The sequence below is a fragment of the Chitinophaga polysaccharea genome (genome assembly GCF_902150045.1).
Lineage (GTDB): Bacteria > Bacteroidota > Bacteroidia > Chitinophagales > Chitinophagaceae > Chitinophaga > Chitinophaga polysaccharea_A.
In genome coordinates, this window is the sequence record NZ_CABFVU010000005.1 from 242087 (window position 1) to 259184 (window position 17098).

14 protein-coding genes are annotated in these 17098 nt (G+C 44.4%); 8 read left to right on the plus strand and 6 right to left on the minus strand.

Annotation, left to right across the window (positions count from 1 at the left end):
* Positions 1–81: 81 nt before the first annotated feature.
* Positions 82–1122, plus strand: a complete 1041-nt coding sequence (gene rsgA, locus FN124_RS29055) for a ribosome small subunit-dependent GTPase A (protein WP_142688302.1) — start codon at positions 82–84, stop codon at positions 1120–1122.
* Positions 1123–1357: 235 nt separating this feature from the next.
* On the opposite strand, the gene FN124_RS29060 is transcribed toward rsgA, so the two are convergent.
* From FN124_RS29060 to FN124_RS29070, 3 genes are all read right to left on the minus strand, one after another.
* Complete coding sequence (locus tag FN124_RS29060; protein ID WP_142688303.1) at positions 1358–1927, minus strand: DapH/DapD/GlmU-related protein; 570 nt, start codon at positions 1925–1927, stop codon at positions 1358–1360.
* Between the two features lie 82 nt (positions 1928–2009).
* Positions 2010–2387, minus strand: coding sequence for a putative quinol monooxygenase (locus FN124_RS29065; RefSeq protein ID WP_260607612.1), 378 nt, complete (start codon positions 2385–2387; stop codon positions 2010–2012).
* Positions 2388–2479: 92 nt separating this feature from the next.
* A complete protein-coding gene (locus FN124_RS29070; protein WP_221887954.1) occupies positions 2480–3151 on the minus strand; it encodes a carboxymuconolactone decarboxylase family protein in 672 nt (223 codons plus the stop codon).
* Positions 3152–3393: 242 nt separating this feature from the next.
* Here FN124_RS29070 and FN124_RS29075 point away from each other — a divergent pair, with 242 nt between their 5' ends.
* On the plus strand, positions 3394–4290 hold the full coding sequence (locus FN124_RS29075) for a helix-turn-helix domain-containing protein (RefSeq protein WP_142688306.1): 897 nt from the start codon (positions 3394–3396) through the stop codon (positions 4288–4290).
* A 49-nt stretch (positions 4291–4339) separates the two neighbouring features.
* Here the strand turns inward: FN124_RS29075 and FN124_RS29080 are convergent, their stop codons facing one another.
* Positions 4340–5368, minus strand: a complete 1029-nt coding sequence (locus FN124_RS29080) for a glycosyltransferase family 2 protein (protein WP_142688307.1) — start codon at positions 5366–5368, stop codon at positions 4340–4342.
* A 243-nt stretch (positions 5369–5611) separates the two neighbouring features.
* On the opposite strand from FN124_RS29080, the gene FN124_RS31865 reads away from it, so the two are divergent.
* On the plus strand, positions 5612–5896 hold the full coding sequence (locus FN124_RS31865; RefSeq protein WP_221887967.1) for a PDDEXK nuclease domain-containing protein: 285 nt from the start codon (positions 5612–5614) through the stop codon (positions 5894–5896).
* Here FN124_RS31865 and FN124_RS29090 read toward each other — a convergent pair.
* Positions 5846–6418 (minus strand): RNA polymerase sigma factor, encoded by a 573-nt coding sequence (locus FN124_RS29090; RefSeq protein ID WP_185937444.1) that lies wholly within the window; start codon positions 6416–6418, stop codon positions 5846–5848. The genes FN124_RS31865 and FN124_RS29090 overlap by 51 nt on opposite strands.
* A gap of 138 nt (positions 6419–6556) precedes the next feature.
* Positions 6557–9412, minus strand: coding sequence for a ligand-binding sensor domain-containing protein (locus FN124_RS29095; protein ID WP_185937445.1), 2856 nt, complete (start codon positions 9410–9412; stop codon positions 6557–6559).
* Positions 9413–9638: 226 nt separating this feature from the next.
* On the opposite strand from FN124_RS29095, the gene FN124_RS29100 reads away from it, so the two are divergent.
* The 5 genes from FN124_RS29100 (at position 9639) to FN124_RS29120 (ending at position 17087) form a co-directional block, all read left to right on the plus strand.
* Complete coding sequence (locus FN124_RS29100) at positions 9639–12716, plus strand: SusC/RagA family TonB-linked outer membrane protein (RefSeq protein ID WP_142688310.1); 3078 nt, start codon at positions 9639–9641, stop codon at positions 12714–12716.
* A 72-nt stretch (positions 12717–12788) separates the two neighbouring features.
* Positions 12789–14324, plus strand: a complete 1536-nt coding sequence (locus FN124_RS29105) for a RagB/SusD family nutrient uptake outer membrane protein (protein ID WP_142688311.1) — start codon at positions 12789–12791, stop codon at positions 14322–14324.
* Positions 14325–15167, plus strand: coding sequence for a glycoside hydrolase family 16 protein (locus FN124_RS29110; protein ID WP_221887955.1), 843 nt, complete (start codon positions 14325–14327; stop codon positions 15165–15167).
* Between the two features lie 56 nt (positions 15168–15223).
* Entirely contained in the window at positions 15224–16321 is a 1098-nt protein-coding gene (locus FN124_RS29115) for a Gfo/Idh/MocA family protein (protein WP_142688312.1), read from the plus strand.
* Positions 16322–16328: 7 nt separating this feature from the next.
* The gene (locus tag FN124_RS29120) at positions 16329–17087 is read left to right on the plus strand and encodes a glucosamine-6-phosphate deaminase (protein WP_142688313.1); all 759 of its coding nucleotides are present in this window, start codon (positions 16329–16331) and stop codon (positions 17085–17087) included.
* Positions 17088–17098 lie beyond the last annotated feature (11 nt).

Consider the following 17098-nt stretch of genomic DNA (forward strand, 5'->3'; position numbering starts at 1 on the left):
CCAAAGGTGATTTGTATGCAGCAAACCATTCGGATAATAGAGAATTAGGCAATTTTATTTCATCATTTTAAATTATAAGTAGTGAATAACTTATCATTATATGGTTGGAACGATAGCCTGTTCCAACCTAAACAAGCCTCACAATACAAACATCTTTTCCATGGCCGTGTTTCTGCGGTGAACAAAACCAATTATGAAGTTATCACGGAGAGCGGATTGCTGTTGTGCGAACTGACCGGGAATCTGCTTTATGGAAAGTCATTGTTTGAGCTTCCGTGTGTGGGCGATTGGATAATCTTTCAACCTTTTGACGATAACAAGGGAATAATCCTTGATATTTTACCGCGTAAGCATACGCTGTACCGGAGAAAGAGCGGTACAATATCCGGGAGGCAGGCTATTGCCTCCCATATTGATAAGGCGTTTATCGTACAAGGTCTTGATGCCAATTTCAGTGTTCGCCGGACGGAGCGTTTTATGGTTCAGGTATTGGAAGAAAATATTCAGCCGATATTGATACTCACTAAAGCTGATCTGGAATTTGATCGCCGCCAGGCAGATGAATCGCTGAAACATATTACCCGCCAGATACCCGTGTTTTTCACAAGCATTCTTTCTCCTGAAACAATACTTCCTGTGCGGGAATTTATCAGGCCGGGAGAGTCGATCGTATTTGTAGGATCATCAGGGGTTGGGAAAAGCTCTTTAATCAATGCATTATGCGAACGGACCGTATTTGTCACATCTGAAATAAGCAAATCCTCAGGCAAAGGGCGGCATACATCAACCCGAAGGGAAATGGCGCTGATGGATGATGGTGGTATCTTAATAGATACACCCGGCGTAAGAGAATTTGGTTTAGCCCTGGACAATCCTGAGTCATTGGCAGAAATATTCGATGTTGCCGATTTTGCTGAATCCTGTCGCTTTAAGGATTGTACGCATGTTAATGAACCTGGCTGTGCGGTTGTGGAAGCTGTAAACAGCGGTCTTTTGGAACAGGAGGTGTACAATAGTTATCTCAAGTTGCGAAAAGAATCCTGGTATTTTTCTACTTCTGAACAGGAAAAACGAAAAGAGATAAGTCTTTTGCCAGAATTTCAGAAGAGGCTAAGAAGATAAAAAAACGTTGATTTCCCTATTATTCAATACAGGCGTTTCATCGGGGCAGCTACCGTCGTGGAATATGGATGTTTTTATAGTAGCTGCTACTGATCGTTGCTCTCTGAGTTGGATTTGAGGGTATATTGACGTAACTGAACCTTGTAGAAGCTTATTCTACAAGGTTTTTTTGTTTTTGTGATAAAGTTGTGAAAAGATAAATGCCTCCGTCATACGGATTGTATCTTTACGGATCCTATTCTATTGTTTTAATGATCTTTGCAGGGATACCACCAACAATAGTATTATCGGGAACGTCTTTTGAAACGACAGCCCCGGCGGCGACTATCGAATTTTCTCCGATCGTTACACCGGGAAGAATGGTAACGTTCGCGCCTATCCAGGCATTTTTTTTAATGAGGATACGTCCTACCATCAGGGAGTGCCTGTTTTCCGGCGATACAGGATGGCCTTCCGACAGCAAACTGACTTTGGGAGCCAGCATTACGTTATCCTCAATGGTAATACCTCCCAGGCCAAGAAAAGTACAATCAAAATTGATGAAGACATTTTTCCCGATCTTGATATCTTTTCCATAATTGATATATAAGGGAGTAAATACTGTCGTACTCTCGTCAATTTCTGAACCCGTAATCTGCTCCAGGAAATTCCTGATTTGTACCGGGTCACCTGAGCTATTCATCTGATTAAGCAATTTTATCGTGGCATAGGATGCTTCACGCATTCTATATGCCTGCGGGTCGCCTGCTGTAATGGTTTCCCCGTTTCTCAATCTTTCAAAAATATCCATGGTGTTATTGTTCATTTTAGGTATGATTTTATGATTGTTTTTTGCCGCTTGTTAATCGTGGAACAGCTGCTTCATTTTTTTCTGTATGCTGCCCTGATCATCTGTGCGGAACAGTGATATGTTTTAATTTTATGAAGATATCCGTTGCCGCTTCCAGATCCAGAGCGTCCATATCCACCAATTTCAATGATCTGACCATTTGCAGTGTGGTGGTTTTGTATTTCAGAAAATGCCCGGTTTTCAGATGTGACTGATACGCCTGCTGGTCTCTGTATATTTCCAATATCCTTACCTGTGTTGGAGTGCTCTTTTGGAACATAGGAAAGATAGTAATAACTCCATCTTCAAGTTTTACCGACGCTGCTGCTTCGTGCTTTAGTATTGTTTTGTACTCCTCCAGGTATTGTGGATATATCTCTATTTCTGAAATGCGCACCATCACTTCCTGTTGTTGCGCATGGGCGGTGTTATTCATACAAAGAAGCATTATTATAGCCAGTATGGCCCGCAAGGGGTGTTTAGTGTAAATGCGGTATTGAAATATGGGCCTTTTCATATTACTGGTTGTCAATTTACTTGTTTTTTCATGTTTGAGAGAACTGCTCTTGCTTTGCTGGCTTGTTCCTTGCTTACCGATTTTTCAATAATGTCGAATACAGCTTTCACCTGTTCGGCGGTAATCCCGGTATTCATGCCCATTCCAATATGTGCCTGTAATTGTCCTTCTGTCCCTTGCATGGCAGCCAGAGCGGCATTTGTTACTAGTTCCCTCTGCTGGTAGTTCAGTACATCGCTGTCAAAAATGTTGGCAAAAAGATGTTCTTTCAGGAACGCATCGATACGGGGTGCAAACTCACCGAACCCTGGCGCTGGTCTCGGCTGTGGCGTTTGGGTCAGGATTTCAAGCGTTTTTCTTCCACGTTCATAAGTGTCCGTGCTGTCTTTTAAGGGCGTTGATTCTTTACCTGCCACGTCGGTAATGCCGTTCTTTTTCCGTTCTTCCAATATCTGCATGAAGCTGCTGATACCGTTGAGGCTTCTCGGGAAACCGCAATAGGCATATAACTGCACCAATTCTTCTTTTATTTCATTTATGGTAAGCCCCGCATCGAGCCCGGTATTGAATTGTATTTTCAGGCTTTCAATGTTGCCTGTTGCCACCAGCGCAGAAATAACGGCAAGGCTTTGCTGACGGGCATCCAGGGGTTGCTCTTTTTCTATATTATTTCGTGCGCTCATATTTATTGTATTTAAGATTAAACCCAATGATAAAATACAAATTATAAATCTGTATTGCTGAATGCGATTTTTTAAGACGGATTGCCACATATACTGATTATCTGGTATTGCAAAATTATTCACTATCCGTTGTAAGGTTTTTATACAAAGCACAGATTTATTTACCACTTTCACTGTTATTGCTTTAATTCAATCTGAAACGTGCAGAGTTTACTAAATTTGTATAAACAAAATTCCAGGTCATGGAGCAGGTGGAAAGAATTGATACTGTTAAGCAATACAATGATACCCTGGGAGTTGACACCTTACATCCGCTTGTGAGCGTTGTTGATTTCGATGGCATGCCAACTTATCAGTATTTTAGGAGATACATGGGCATCTATGCCATCTTCCTAAAGTATATCAGATGTGGTGATATGAAGTATGGTTGCCAGCCATATGATTATGAAGATGGTACATTGGTGTTTATTTCACCAGGTCAGGTTTATGGAATTGATAGCAAGGGAGAAATGATCAAGCCCCAGGGTAAGGCACTTGTGTTTCACCCGGACCTGATAGCAGGTACAGATCTTGGCAGAAAAATTAAGAACTACACTTTCTTTTCCTATGAAGTGAATGAAGCCCTGCACTTATCAAAAAAAGAAAGGGCAATTGTAAATGATTGTTTTGAAAAAATTGAATATGAAATAGGCCAGAATATAGATAAGCATAGTAAAACGCTTATTGTTTCCAACATCGAATTATTCCTGAACTATTGTATGCGTTTTTATGACCGCCAGTTTATTACCCGGGGCCATGCCAACAGAGATATTCTGGTAAGATTTGAAAGCTTGCTGAACGAATATTTTCAGTCCGATAAATGTCAGGTATCAGGCCTGCCAACCGTAACCTGGTGTGCCGGGCAGTTGCATCTTTCAACCAATTATTTTGGGGACCTTATCAAAAAAGAAACAGGTAGTACGGCGTTAGACTATATACAATCCAAAGTGATTGACACAGCAAAGTCCATGATATTTGACAGCGATAAATCTATCAGTGATATAGCTTTTCATTTAGGTTTTAAGTACCAACAACATTTCACCCGGTTGTTTAAACAGAAAACCGGGAAAACACCCACTGAATACAGGTTGTTAAATTAAAATATTGCTGATGTTTTCTTCAGTGCTGCTCTTCATTGCAGGTATCATATTACTGACGTTTTAAGGGAAGGTTACGAAAAAAAGCCTGCTTGAATACTTTGCGTAATTCCTTGGGAGTAACAAATTGCCATTCAAATAATCTGCTTTTAAAATATAAAGGAAGAATTCTTTTTTCTTTTTTATGTCTTAAAAGTATAAACCATTTTTTGAAGAGCATTTCATTGAATATATGAACGGAATAGTTCCTGGATTTGGAATTACCCAGTTTCAGGGCCTCAAAAACCTGCAGGAACTCTTTTGAGCTTCTGGATGAAAACCGATAACTGGAGTAGTCATGATGAATCCGAATTAAATTTTCATCCTTGGGAATGCCCAGGTTTGTATGGATGTTCTCGATGATACGGAGCTCTGCACGAACTATTTTTTCATTCTGCACTTTTGAAATGTTATTTCCGTGAAGGCGGTATGCGACAAGGACCTCGTTCAGGTTTGCTACGGGATGATGTATGGAGATCCTGTAAGAAAGATCATAGTCTTCCGCGGGAGAATAATCCCGGTATCCACCTGCCTCCACCATGGCAGATCTTTTGATCATTAAGGTCGAATTGATAAAGATATTATGAAATACCAATTCAGGAGATATATCCTTGTCTCCTGCAATCACATTCAGGTTTCCGGTCTGTTCGCCGGATTCATCAATAGTTATGGCTTGCCCGCCACACATTGCGATTTCAGGATTCGAATTTAAGAAACCGGTTTGTACTTTAAGACGATCAGGCATGGCTAAATCGTCACAATCCAGAATTGCTATATATTGTCCTTTAGCCTCTTCAATCCCACGGTTACGGGTAAAAGTAAGGCCCCTGTTGCTATCATTGTGAATAAAACGGATTCGGGGATCAGTAAATTTATGAACGATGTCGGGTGTACGATCTGTGGAGCCATCATTAATAATTAACAGCTCAAAATCAGTAAAGCTTTGATCGAGGACACTTTGTACGGCCTTTTCAATATAGGCTTCACCGTTAAAGGCAGCCATAAAAACAGTAACTAAAGGGGGATTTACATTTTTATCCATGCAGATCGGTTATTGAATTGGATAGATCATTATGTTCATAAAATATTTTCTTTTCACGGCTATTTATCCTGCTGCTGCCGGTTTTGAGCTCGAAGATAATTTTCATTTTTGATTCCTGTGCATTTTTTTCTTATCAATTGCAAAACAGCAGGAACAGGTTTTACTCTAAAATCAATTATTGTCGTTTAACGAAAACGATCTGCAAAAAAGGATGGATAAACAGATGAAGAATTTCATTCCTGGATCAGCAAAGGATTTTTTATTGTCGCAGAAGAATATAAGGTCCATGCCGGGAACTGCGATTTTTACATTGATCTGTTATTTTATCATAGAACATTGCAGTGTTTAAGCGCAATTGAGTTGAAGGCTGCACATGTCGCCAATGCTTATGGCGGAACATCAGACCTGCAATCATTGGTATCCCGGAGCAGGGCTGATATGGCAGGAAATACCGGGTATTCCCATGGAAAAGAAAAATTAAAGATCACCCCAGAAAAGAATGAAAAGTGCCAGCAGTCCTTGTTTTAATAACGCAGCTCTCAGCAATTTAACGGCTGTTTGTTTCTGGTTAAGCACTGTTTTAGTACTGATGTGAAGTATCTTCACCACTTCTGCAGTATCTCTCCCTTCAAAGTAGATCATTCTAAAAACTTCGGCACAGCCTTTTGGAAGTAAGTTAATCTGTTCGTGCGCGGCAGCAGCCACCCTGGCACGGACCTGCTCAACCTCCGACTGCCAATCATAATCGTCTCCTACAAGCTGGAGCTCATTCAAGGAAAGCTGTTCTTTTTTGAGCTGCCCCAGCCAGCGGAAGCTGGCATGGCGTGTGACAAGAAAAAGATAATTTTTCAGATGCAGGAAACTATCAAAATGCTTTGGCTGTTCAGCGGTTTTTACAAGAATACCGGAAACGATATCTTTTGCTGCTTCTGCATCATTGACTAACTTAAAGGCATAATAACTGAGCTGCCCGAAAAATTTCAGGTAGATATGTTCCAATGCTTTCGGGTCTCCATCTTCAATAAGCGTAAGGAGCTCCTGTTCTTCCAAAAGTTTATCTGCGTGCAATTTTCTGCTTGATTTTCCTTCCGCGCAAACTAAAATAAAAATTTGATAATCTATAGTTTTGGCGCAGGGGAAAAAATGAGAGGGAATAATATGCCCCTGACTTCAGGCTTACAGCTGTTTTTATATCTGGTTAAAAAAAGTGCTTAACGACTGCTCCGTTGGCAGGCCAATTTTTTTTCTTATCCGGTACCGGCTTACTTCTACGCCACGTACGGTTATGTTCAGCAGCTGCGATATTTCTTTTGTGGTCAGATTCAATTTAATGTAAGCGCATACTTTTAAATCGGAGGTAGTCAGCTGAGGGTATTGTTTTTTTAGTTTATTCAGGAAATCATCATTCAACTCGTCAAAATGAGCGGCAAACACTTCCCAGTTGGCATTGATCTTTTCTGCATCCTTAATGAGATCCGTGATACTTTTAATATCATTTGTTTCACTGTTGAGGCGCGACACTCTTTCCTTTATTTTGGTCAAGGTATCCGATTTTTCCATCAGGTGCATACTGGTGTTTGCAAGCTCTTTTTTCTTCAGCAGCACCTCCTGTTCCAGTTTTTCCTTTTGAAGCCTGATGATTTCCTTTTCATTTTTCTCCAGCTCCAGGTGATGAATGTATCTGAGTTTCTTCTGTTCTTCCTCAAATTTTTGCTGTTGCAGCAGCAGCTTATGTTTCAGGTACCTGCGTATCATAAATACCAGGCCGGCTAAAATAGCCATATAGCCAAGTATCGCCCAGGTGGTTTTATACCAGGGAGCCTTTATTATAAAGGTATATGACATCACCGGGGATTCGTTATGCTGGTAGTCCCGGGCTTTTACTTTAAAGGTGTATTCCCCGTTCGACAGGTTAGTGTAGTCTTTTTCTGTTTTACTATCCCAGGATGACCAGTCGTTATCGTAACCTTCCAGTTGATAGCTATACGTAATATTTTGCTGGAAATCATATACCGGGGAGCTGTACTCAAAATGAAAAGCGTTGAATGCCGATGGTAACTGCAGAATTTCCCTGTTGCTGCCGGAAGCGGCGGCTGCAGGATCTGTGTCCTGGTAACCGCCATAGATGGTGCTGTCGGTTCTACCGGTGATCTTCACCATTCCCAGTCGCACGGTAATGCGTTGCTGGGAGGAAGTATATCTTTGATAGTCGAGATGGATCAATCCTTTTTCTGAGCCAATAAATACATTTTCCCTGTTATAGGGATAAATGTTCTCAAACTTCGGAAGGAGCTGCCCGGCCAGCTCCGGGAAATAAGTGACCTTGGGCAAACCACCGGTATCAGCCGAAAAATGCACTACACCTGTCCCTTTCTCGTTGCAGAACCAGATGTTACCTTCCTTGTCTTCCGTCAGGTACCGTACTTTCATCCTGCCAAAAACAGCGGAAAGAAACCCCGAGGGGGAGAATTTTTGGGAGGAGGGGTTAAACTCGTAAAGTCCTCCCGAAGTAGCAAAGAGGATTTGATTTTTTATTTTAAAAACAAAGTTATTTAAGGTAGATGGGAGGCCATCGCTGACGGTGTATAAATGAAAGGAGTATTTTTTCCTGTTGTCCGATAAACTCACCCGGTAAACGCCCCGGTAAGGATGAGAAGCCCAGATATCTCCATTGGCGTCTAATGCCATAAAGCGATAAGAGTCGGGAGTGCCTTCTATTTTGCCTTCATCGTGAAAACTATTGCCCTCATACCGTAGCCGCTTCAGTCCATAATAGGTGCCTACTATGATATCCTGTACAGGATAAACAGAAGATAGCGGAAGGAAATACCAGGTGCCTGCATCCCCGGAAAGCTGCCTGGCTTCAGTGCCCTGTACCTCGTAGCTCCCGTTGTCACTGCCAAGCAATAAATGCCCGTTTATCCCGGCAAGATTCCAGGCTTCACGGTTCTCTGTATTTTTTACCAGGGAAAAATCATCCCTCGTAATGTGTATATCATTACTGTTAGCCACGGGAGCGCTGTACAGGCCGCTGGATGTGGCCACATACAGCCTGTTATTGAATATGGAGGTGGAATAACCGGGAAGGTTGCTGGCCTTGCCCACCTGCAGGTACCTGATGGCGGAGTTGTAGTTGATATAACTGATGCCGCTGTTCAGCCCTGTCCATAAATTATTGCTGGCATCTTTAAATACACTCAGGGCATTGTTGTTCTGAAGGCCCTGGTCATTGGAATAGCTTTGCCATACATTACTTCTTATATTAAGTACCTGGCATCCGCCGGAAGAGGTGGCAAGCATCAGTTCCTCTTCATTTATCTTCGCAGCAGCATTGATGTAGAGATGATCGGGGGTATTATTAAGCACTGTACTTATCGAGTCGTTGTGCAGCAGGAAAATACCATTGGTCCGGCTAACGATGTAAATACTGTCCTTACCCATTTGAAGAATGCCGGCAATGAGTATCCCCGTAAGTTTCTTCCCCCTGGCAACAGGCGCCCATTGATTTTTATCGAACTGTAATAATCCCGCCATGCGGTCTGAAGCATAAATATGCTCACCGGCACGCCCCATGAAAAGCCATTGTGAATTGGAAGGATATACCCTGATCGATTTACCGTTGTATTCAAAGATGCGGCCATCAGCCTGGAAAAAGATCCTGCTCCCCATAATGGCAATATGCCATATATCCGCAAACTTTTTGTGTTGCTCCGGGATATTATCTTTTAAAGATGTATATGTTAGTATACCATTGACATCGGGGGAGAAGTAGCCTATCTCATCCTGCCCGCCCACATAAATTTTCCCGTCGTCGCTAACCGCGAGCGACCATATAACAGTGCTGTTGGGTAATGGATAGAGCTTCCAGTGGCTTCCATCAAAACTCAGCAGTCCTTCATTATTGGCAAAATACATGACTCCCTGCTTATCTTGTCCCATGTCCCAGTTCTGACTGCCACCCTGATAATCAAATTTGGTGTAGTTGACCACTGCAGGAAGCCCGCACCCGTTTTGTGCCTGAACGGCATCACAGTATGCTGACAACAGTAAGGAAAAAAACAGTATATTAAGTAAGGTCTTATTCATATCGCATTCCCCGATCCACCGATGTAGTAGTATTGTAGTAGTGTCTTTTGTTATAAAAATAGGCATTTACGGGATAAGACGTAGTATTGTTGGGGTAGTTTCGACACATTTAATGATAAGCCCGCCTACATTTGTTATACCACGGATCCACTTTATCAGGAACAACCAAAAATAAATTTTACGTATGAAAAAAAAGTTCTTCAGAATTTTTATCCTCCTTGTACTTTCTATTACCGGCCATTTTACAACCAACGCTCAAAACAGAACTGTAAAGGGTACTGTAACTGACGACAAAAACGCCCCTGTCATCGGAGCCTCTATAGGTGTAAAAGGTACGGTTATAGGTACTCTGACAAATGAAAGCGGAACATTTACGCTTTCCGTGCCTCCCGGTGCAGATTCGATTGCGGTGTCGGCAATTGGTTTTGTAAACAAGGTGGTTGCCATCTCCGGCAGCGTATTGAATATTCAGCTGGAGACTTCCAGGACCAGCCTGGATGAAGTAATAGTGGTTGGTTATGGCACACAAAAGAAAGGAGACCTCACCGCCCCGATCACCACTGTTAACACGGAAAATATGCTTAAACGCACTACTGCCAGCCCGATGGAGGCATTACAGGGAAGCGTTCCCGGTGTACAGGTGGTTACCAGCGGGGCGCCCGGCAGTTCCCCGAATGTACGCATCAGGGGGGTAGGGTCATTTAACAATGAAAATCCATTGTATGTGGTGGATGGAATGTTTGTAAATGACATCAGTTTTCTGAATCCCAATGATATTGCCGACATGTCTATCCTGAAAGATGCATCCGGTGCCGCCATCTACGGGGTACGTGCAGCCAATGGCGTAGTGCTGATCACCACGAAGAAAGGAAAAGCCAATATGAAAACCCGCGTAACCTATAATGGCTATGTAGGCGTTCAGAAGCCAACGAATGTCCTTAAAATGGCTAACGGAAAGCAATATACTGAGTTTTCCCTTCAACGGGGATCTGTGGCAGATAGTGGCACCGTGTTACTGTCGTCCGAAAGGTTCGGCGGCAGCGGGCTTAATCCCACTACCAGCACCGATTGGTATGATGTTATATTGAGAAAGAGCGCAATGCTGACCAACCACGGCATTGATGTGCAGGGGGGAAGCGACAAGATAACTTACTCAATGGGTTTGAACTACACCTATCAGAATGGTATCCTGAATGCACTGAACAACTTTAAAAGATATAACGGCCGCTTACAACTGGAAGCTAAGGCGTTTAGCTGGTTGAAATTAGGGTTCTCTGCCATCTTTAATAATTCGGTTACTTTTAGTCCCAATAACGGCGCTTTCCTGGATGCTTACACGGCCTCCCCGTTGTACCCCGTGTATGACGACGCCAACGTAAATGCGTTCCCGGTGAAGTTTACCGCCGCTTCTGTGATTGGAAGGTCTGATGACAAAAACCCTATGGCATCTGCCTATTATAATTACGACAGGTCCAAGGCTTTCCAGATATTGCCTACATTATATGGCGAGGCCGGTTTCTGGGAGAACAAGCTTACATTCAGATCCCAGTTGAGCCAGATCTATGGTTCCCTGCTGGGCACAAACTACCTGCCTCAGCGGAACCTGGGCCCGGGCGCCGGCTCTACCGTATCGCACCTCAAATCCATCCAGGAAAGAACTACCAATTATATCCTGGATAACCTGCTTACCTATAAAGATGGTAAGGGCCTGCATCACTGGAGCTTGTTACTGGGGCAATCAACCAGGGAAGAGCGCTGGCGCCAGACGCGGACAGAAGCCGATAACATACCCAATGTGGAAGAATCCTGGTATGCCGGACAGGGAACATCCAATGCGGCTTACTACGGAGAAGACGGTACCCGTAACGCCGGTATTTCCTACTTTACACGCGGTACCTATGATTATGATAATAAATACCTGCTTACTGCCACATTCCGTGCAGACGGAAGCTCAAAGTACCAGACCAAATGGGGCTATTTCCCTTCCGTGGGCCTGGGATGGGTGCTGAGCAAGGAAGCTTTCATGAAGAACCAGAAAGTATTTGATTTCCTGAAACTGAGAGGTAGCTGGGGTAAGCTTGGAAACGACGGGGTAAATGCCAACGCAGGTTACGCCGTTGTAAAAACAGGCAACAGCGCTTCTGCTGTTTTTGGCAGCACTGCCAACGCCAACGGGGAATATATACCAGGGTATTCCGTAAACAGGTTCTATACAGATATTACCTGGGAAGTAGTAACAGAGTGGGATGGGGGTGTTGATTTTGAAATGCTGAAGGGAAGATTAAACGGCTCTGTTGATTACTACAACAGGAAAACTTCCCAGGCTGCTTTCTCCCGGCCATTCCCTTTCACTTACACTACCATATATGGTAACTGGGCAGATATGGAGAACAGCGGCTGGGATATCGCATTGAGCTGGAACGACAAAATCGGTAACCTCGGATACCAGATAAGCGCGAATATGTCGACCCTGAAAAATAAAGTCACCAACTTAGGTACGCTTCCCAGTTCAACCAGCGGTTTCCCTGAATGGACTGCGGAATTTCCGAACCGTATCGTAGTAGGGCAACCCATCAACTACTTCTATGGGTATGAATTTACAGGCATATACCAAACCCCTGAGGAAGTGAGTGGCGACCCGGTGGCGGCACATTATAACCAAACAGCTACTTCACCTATCCTGCCCGGGTTTCCCAAGTATAAAGACCAGAATGGTGACGGCGTGCTGGATGATAAAGACCGTATCAACATGGGAAGCTATTTGCCCAAAGTTACCTATGGCTTTAATATAGCGCTTAACTATAAAAAATTTGATTTCAGCGTGGCGTTCCAGGGCGTGTCCGGAAATAAAATATTCAACCTTAACCGCGGACGGCTTTACAAAGCTTCCACTTCCCTGAACCTGGACGAGAAATTTGCATCCAGCCTGTGGACCGGCCCCGGATCAACGAATGCCTATCCTTCTGCCTATGCGCTGGGACAGGGCTGGTTTAAAGTAAGCAACTCCTTCTTTGTGGAAAGCGGCGCTTACCTGCGCATACAGAACATTCAGCTGGGCTATAACTTTAATATAGGTAAAGAATCGCCTGTTGCCATGAGGGTATTTGCTACTGCCGACAGGCCCTTTCTGTTTACCCGGTACAATGGCTTTACACCTGAGGTAGGTACAAATAACTCTTTTGGCTACAAGGTGTCCGGTTATGATGCGAACGTTTACCCGGTTTCTTCTACCTACAGCTTAGGTGTAAGAGCTACCTTCTAAAAAAGGCTTTCGTTTAAGGATATACGAAAATGTTGCTGTAATACCAGTTATAGAAATTTAAAAAAAGAAAATATGAGAATCTATATATCAATTTTGCTCATCGCAACGGTTTTATTTTCCGGCTGCTCCAAGTTCCTGGATCGCCCGTTGGAAAATCAGCCCCAGGCAACTACCATCGATTATACTGATCTGTCTTTAATGTACCAGCCGGTGTCTGGTGTGTACAGAACCGCTGCCAGCGGCACTTTCGGAAAATGGATCAGTGTTGCTATCCGGTCGTCACGCAGTGATGATATCGAACCGGGAAATGATGATGCCGGACAGGTAGGCATCCACAATTTTCAAACCGATGTAACCGTAAAAAGTTACTGGGGTATCAACGATATGTGGATCAGCATGTATTCCGTGGTGCTGGGCGCCAACAGCGCATTGGCTGAACTGGACAAATTTGGGAAAAATATCCCTGCGGGCGATGCCGACAAAACCAAGCTGCTGGCAAGGTACCAGGCGGAAGTCCGCTTTTACAGGGCGCTTGCGCAGTTCTGGCTTTGCAGAAGCTATGGCGCAGTACCTATCCTGGGCATAGAAAGCAACGACCCGGCTAACCTGGGCGGAGTTGGCAAAAGCAGCGTTGAGGACGTAAATAAGTATGTGATCTCCGAAATGGATTTCTGTATTGCCAACCTGGAAGATGCCCGTCCCAATGCAGCTGCGCATGTTGGAGGTGTTACGAAGTATACGGCGCTGATGCTGAAAGCCAAAGCAGCTATGGACCTGGCAGGGAATAATAATGGCAGCACTTACTGGGATGTAGTACTGGACTGTACTAACCAGATTGTGAATAGCGGTAAGTTCTCCCTGTTCAGTGATTACTACCAGCTGTTTAAAAAGCCGGGTAAGTTATGTGATGAATCTATTCTGGAACTGCAATATTCGGATTTTGGAAAATCTACCGGCGATATCGTAATTTCCGGTGGCCCGGGCGAAGAATGGGGTAACTTCTTTTTCTTCCAGGGGCCCGAAAATACCTACAGCCCTGTTATCACAGGCCCTGGATGGATGGTGCCCACACAAAAAGCGGTTGATTTCCTGAAATCACGTAATGATAGTGTACGTTTAAAAACAGCCATCCAGTATTGCGGTATTAATGGCGCTCCCGGTACCTATTCCGTTACGCCTGATGGGGATACTATCTCCGGAAACGCGTCCAGGAAGAAATACTTTAATGGTAAATCATATACTCCCCGTTCGCAAATGACGGCAGACAGGATTGACTATTATGGCGCAAATAATAATATCCGGATCATGCGTTATGCAGAAGCGCTGCTGATGAATGCGGAAGCAAAAATCCGTAAAGGACAAAGCGGGGATGCCCAGGTGAATTTAGTCAGGAACCGGGTAAAGCTGGCTTCAATCAGCAATGTAACGCTGCAGCAGTTGCTGGATGAACGCCATGCGGAACTGATCTGTGAATGGTGGGGAGAAAGATTCAACGACCTGCTGAGAACCGAACAGGCCGCCACCGTGCTCCCTGGTTTTATAAAAGGAAGAAGTGAATATATTCCCATTCCGCAGGCGCAGGAAGATGTAAATCCAAAGCTTAAATAAATGATAGTAAAGAAAGCACTTAACCTGATGAAAAGAAGTATTTATTGTCTCGTTTTAACATGGGTGGGATGTTGCTGCATAACAGCCTCCCAGGCCCAGTCCATCAAACGGCATACGAAATGGAAGCTGACCTGGAGCGATGAGTTTAACTACAACGGATTACCGGACAGCACCAAATGGGGATATCAGACCGGCAGATCCGGCTGGGGAAATAATGAGCTGCAGTTTTACACCGGCGCAGATATCAATAATGCGAAAGTGGCAAATGGCACCCTGTCTGTAATTGCCAGGAATGGCGGCAGCGGGGATCATCAATACACGTCGGCCAGGATGATCACCAAAAACAAAGGCGACTGGAAATACGGAAAGCTGGAAGTAAGGGCCAAACTTCCAGAAGGCAGGGGCCTTTGGCCTGCTATCTGGATGCTGTCAACAGACAATGAATACGGAGGCTGGCCTGAAAGCGGGGAGATTGATGTGATGGAGCATGTTGGATATATGAAAGACAGCATCTTCGGAAGCCTGCACAGCAAATCCTATAATCATGTTATCGGAACACAGAAAACAAAAGGGGTGTACATTAAAAATCCTTATAAGAAATTTCATGTGTATGCAATAGAATGGACCCCTGATAATATCACCTTCCTGCTCGACGGGAAGGTGTATTACCAGGTGGCTAATGAGCACAAAGGCCATGAAGGCTGGCCTTTCGACAGGAAATTCTATTTGCTGCTGAACGTGGCTGTAGGCGGCAACTGGGGCGGTAAGGAAGGTATAGATGAAACAGTGTTCCCGGCCGCCATGCAGGTGGATTATGTAAGGATGTACGAATGGGTGCAGTAACACCCCGGTAAAGATCTCAAAGTATAATTTTTAATGAATCTCATTAAGGTAAAAGTATGAAACGAGTGAAAGTTGCCATATTAGGAGCCGGGTTTATTGCCGATATCCATTTGGAAAGTTATACAAGGTTTGTTCCGGAAGCAGAAATAGCAGCAGTGTATGCAAGAAATGCAGACAGGGCAAAAGCCTTCGCAGATAAGCATCGTATTGCCCGGCACTTTTCTTCTGTTGACGAGTTGCTGCAAAGCACGGATGTTGATGTGGTGGATATTTGTCTTCCGAATTTTATGCACCGGGAAGTAACGCTCAAAGCTGCAGCAGCCGGCAAGCATATTATTATCGAAAAACCCCTGGCCGTTACATTGGAGGAAGCAGATGAAATGATTGCAGCCTGCGAAGCAGCCGGGGTAAAACTGATGTATGCAGAGGAGCTTTGTTTTGCTCCCAAATATGAGCGCGCCAGGAAGCTGGTGGAAGAAGGAGCGGTGGGCCAGGTGTATATGCTAAAACAGTCGGAGAAACATTCCGGCCCTCATTCAGACTGGTTCTATGATATTAACCAATCCGGCGGCGGGGTATTGATGGATATGGGCTGCCATGGCATCGCCTGGTTCAGATGGATGTTGAAGAACAGCAGGGCGGTGAGCGTTACGGCATCTATGAAAACAGTGCTTCATAAACACAGGACCAGGGGAGAAGATAATTCAATCGTGATCATAGAGTTTGAAAATGGCGTAACAGGCGTGGTAGAAAACTCATGGGCAAAACAGGGCGGTATGGACGACCGCAGTGAAATTCACGGATTAGACGGCGTGGCTTATGCTGACCTGTTTACCGGCAACTCTGTGCTGGCCTATAGCAAAAATGGCTATGGTTATGCCATGGAGAAAACAGATACTACCATAGGATGGAGCTTTTGCATATTCGAGGAAGCCTTTAATCAGGGCTATCCCCAGGAATTAAAACACTTTATAGAATGTGTACAGCATAACCGGGAACCATTGGTAACGGGGAAAGACGGAAGGGATGTGCTGGAAATTATCTATGCCGCCTACGCATCTGCAGGGCAGGGTAAAAAGATAATGCTTCCTTTTAATGAGAAAGTAGAAAAGCCTGTTGATCTGTGGCTGCATCCAACCTCCATCACTAAATAGTAGATGCGTGAGAATAGTTATTTATCCAACATATGAAGCGCTTTCAGCACAGGTGGCAGCCTGTGTAATGCAGCTGATGCCGGCGTATGACCAGCCACTGCTATGCCCCGCATCCGGCGATACGCCGGCGGGTTTATACAGGGCCATGGCCAACACCTATCAGCAAACGCAGTACGCCAACTGGAACTTTGTGGGACTGGACGAGTGGGTAGGGCTAAACGGCAACGATGAAGGAAGCTGCCGGTATTCTATCAACAGGGAGCTGTTTCAGCCACTGGGCATTCCCGGAAATAACATCTGCTTTTTTGATGGGCGTTCAACCGATCTTCAGGGAGAATGCCGGAGAACGGAGCAGTTTATCAGTGAGAAGAACGGGATTGATGTAGCTATCCTGGGAGTGGGAATGAATGGACATATTGCCATGAATGAGCCGGGAACTGCAAAAGACAGCAGGACGCAGGTAGTAACATTGCATCCGGTAACAAAGAAGGTGGGACAAAAATATTTTACCCGGCCCCAGGCACTGGACAAAGGGATCACTTTGGGAATGGGCACGCTCCTGGAAAGCAGGCATATTATTTTGATGGCGAGCGGTAAGCACAAAGCAGTGATCGTGCAAAAAATGCTGGAGCGGCCACCCACGAATGAACTGCCGGCCAGCCTGTTGCTACAGCATCCGTCGGTAACTGTTTTTTTAGATGCAGATGCAGCAGCTTGTTTATCAAACAGGGATTTATATGAAGAAGACGAAGATAATAGGGGTTGACCCGGGAGGGT

Bases quoted from the DNA above. Each gene is read 5' to 3' on its own strand.
- FN124_RS29060 (WP_142688303.1), bottom strand. From the start codon at position 1,927: ATGAACAATAACACCATGGATATTTTTGAAAGATTGAGAAACGGGGAA.
- FN124_RS29065 (WP_260607612.1), bottom strand. From the start codon at position 2,387: ATGAATAACACCGCCCATGCGCAACAACAGGAAGTGATGGTGCGCATT.
- FN124_RS29070 (WP_221887954.1), bottom strand. From the start codon at position 3,151: ATGAGCGCACGAAATAATATAGAAAAAGAGCAACCCCTGGATGCCCGT.
- FN124_RS29075 (WP_142688306.1), top strand. From the start codon at position 3,394: ATGGAGCAGGTGGAAAGAATTGATACTGTTAAGCAATACAATGATACC.
- FN124_RS29080 (WP_142688307.1), bottom strand. From the start codon at position 5,368: ATGGATAAAAATGTAAATCCCCCTTTAGTTACTGTTTTTATGGCTGCC.
- FN124_RS29100 (WP_142688310.1), top strand. From the start codon at position 9,639: ATGAAAAAAAAGTTCTTCAGAATTTTTATCCTCCTTGTACTTTCTATT.
- FN124_RS29105 (WP_142688311.1), top strand. From the start codon at position 12,789: ATGAGAATCTATATATCAATTTTGCTCATCGCAACGGTTTTATTTTCC.
- FN124_RS29110 (WP_221887955.1), top strand. From the start codon at position 14,325: ATGATAGTAAAGAAAGCACTTAACCTGATGAAAAGAAGTATTTATTGT.
- FN124_RS29115 (WP_142688312.1), top strand. From the start codon at position 15,224: ATGAAACGAGTGAAAGTTGCCATATTAGGAGCCGGGTTTATTGCCGAT.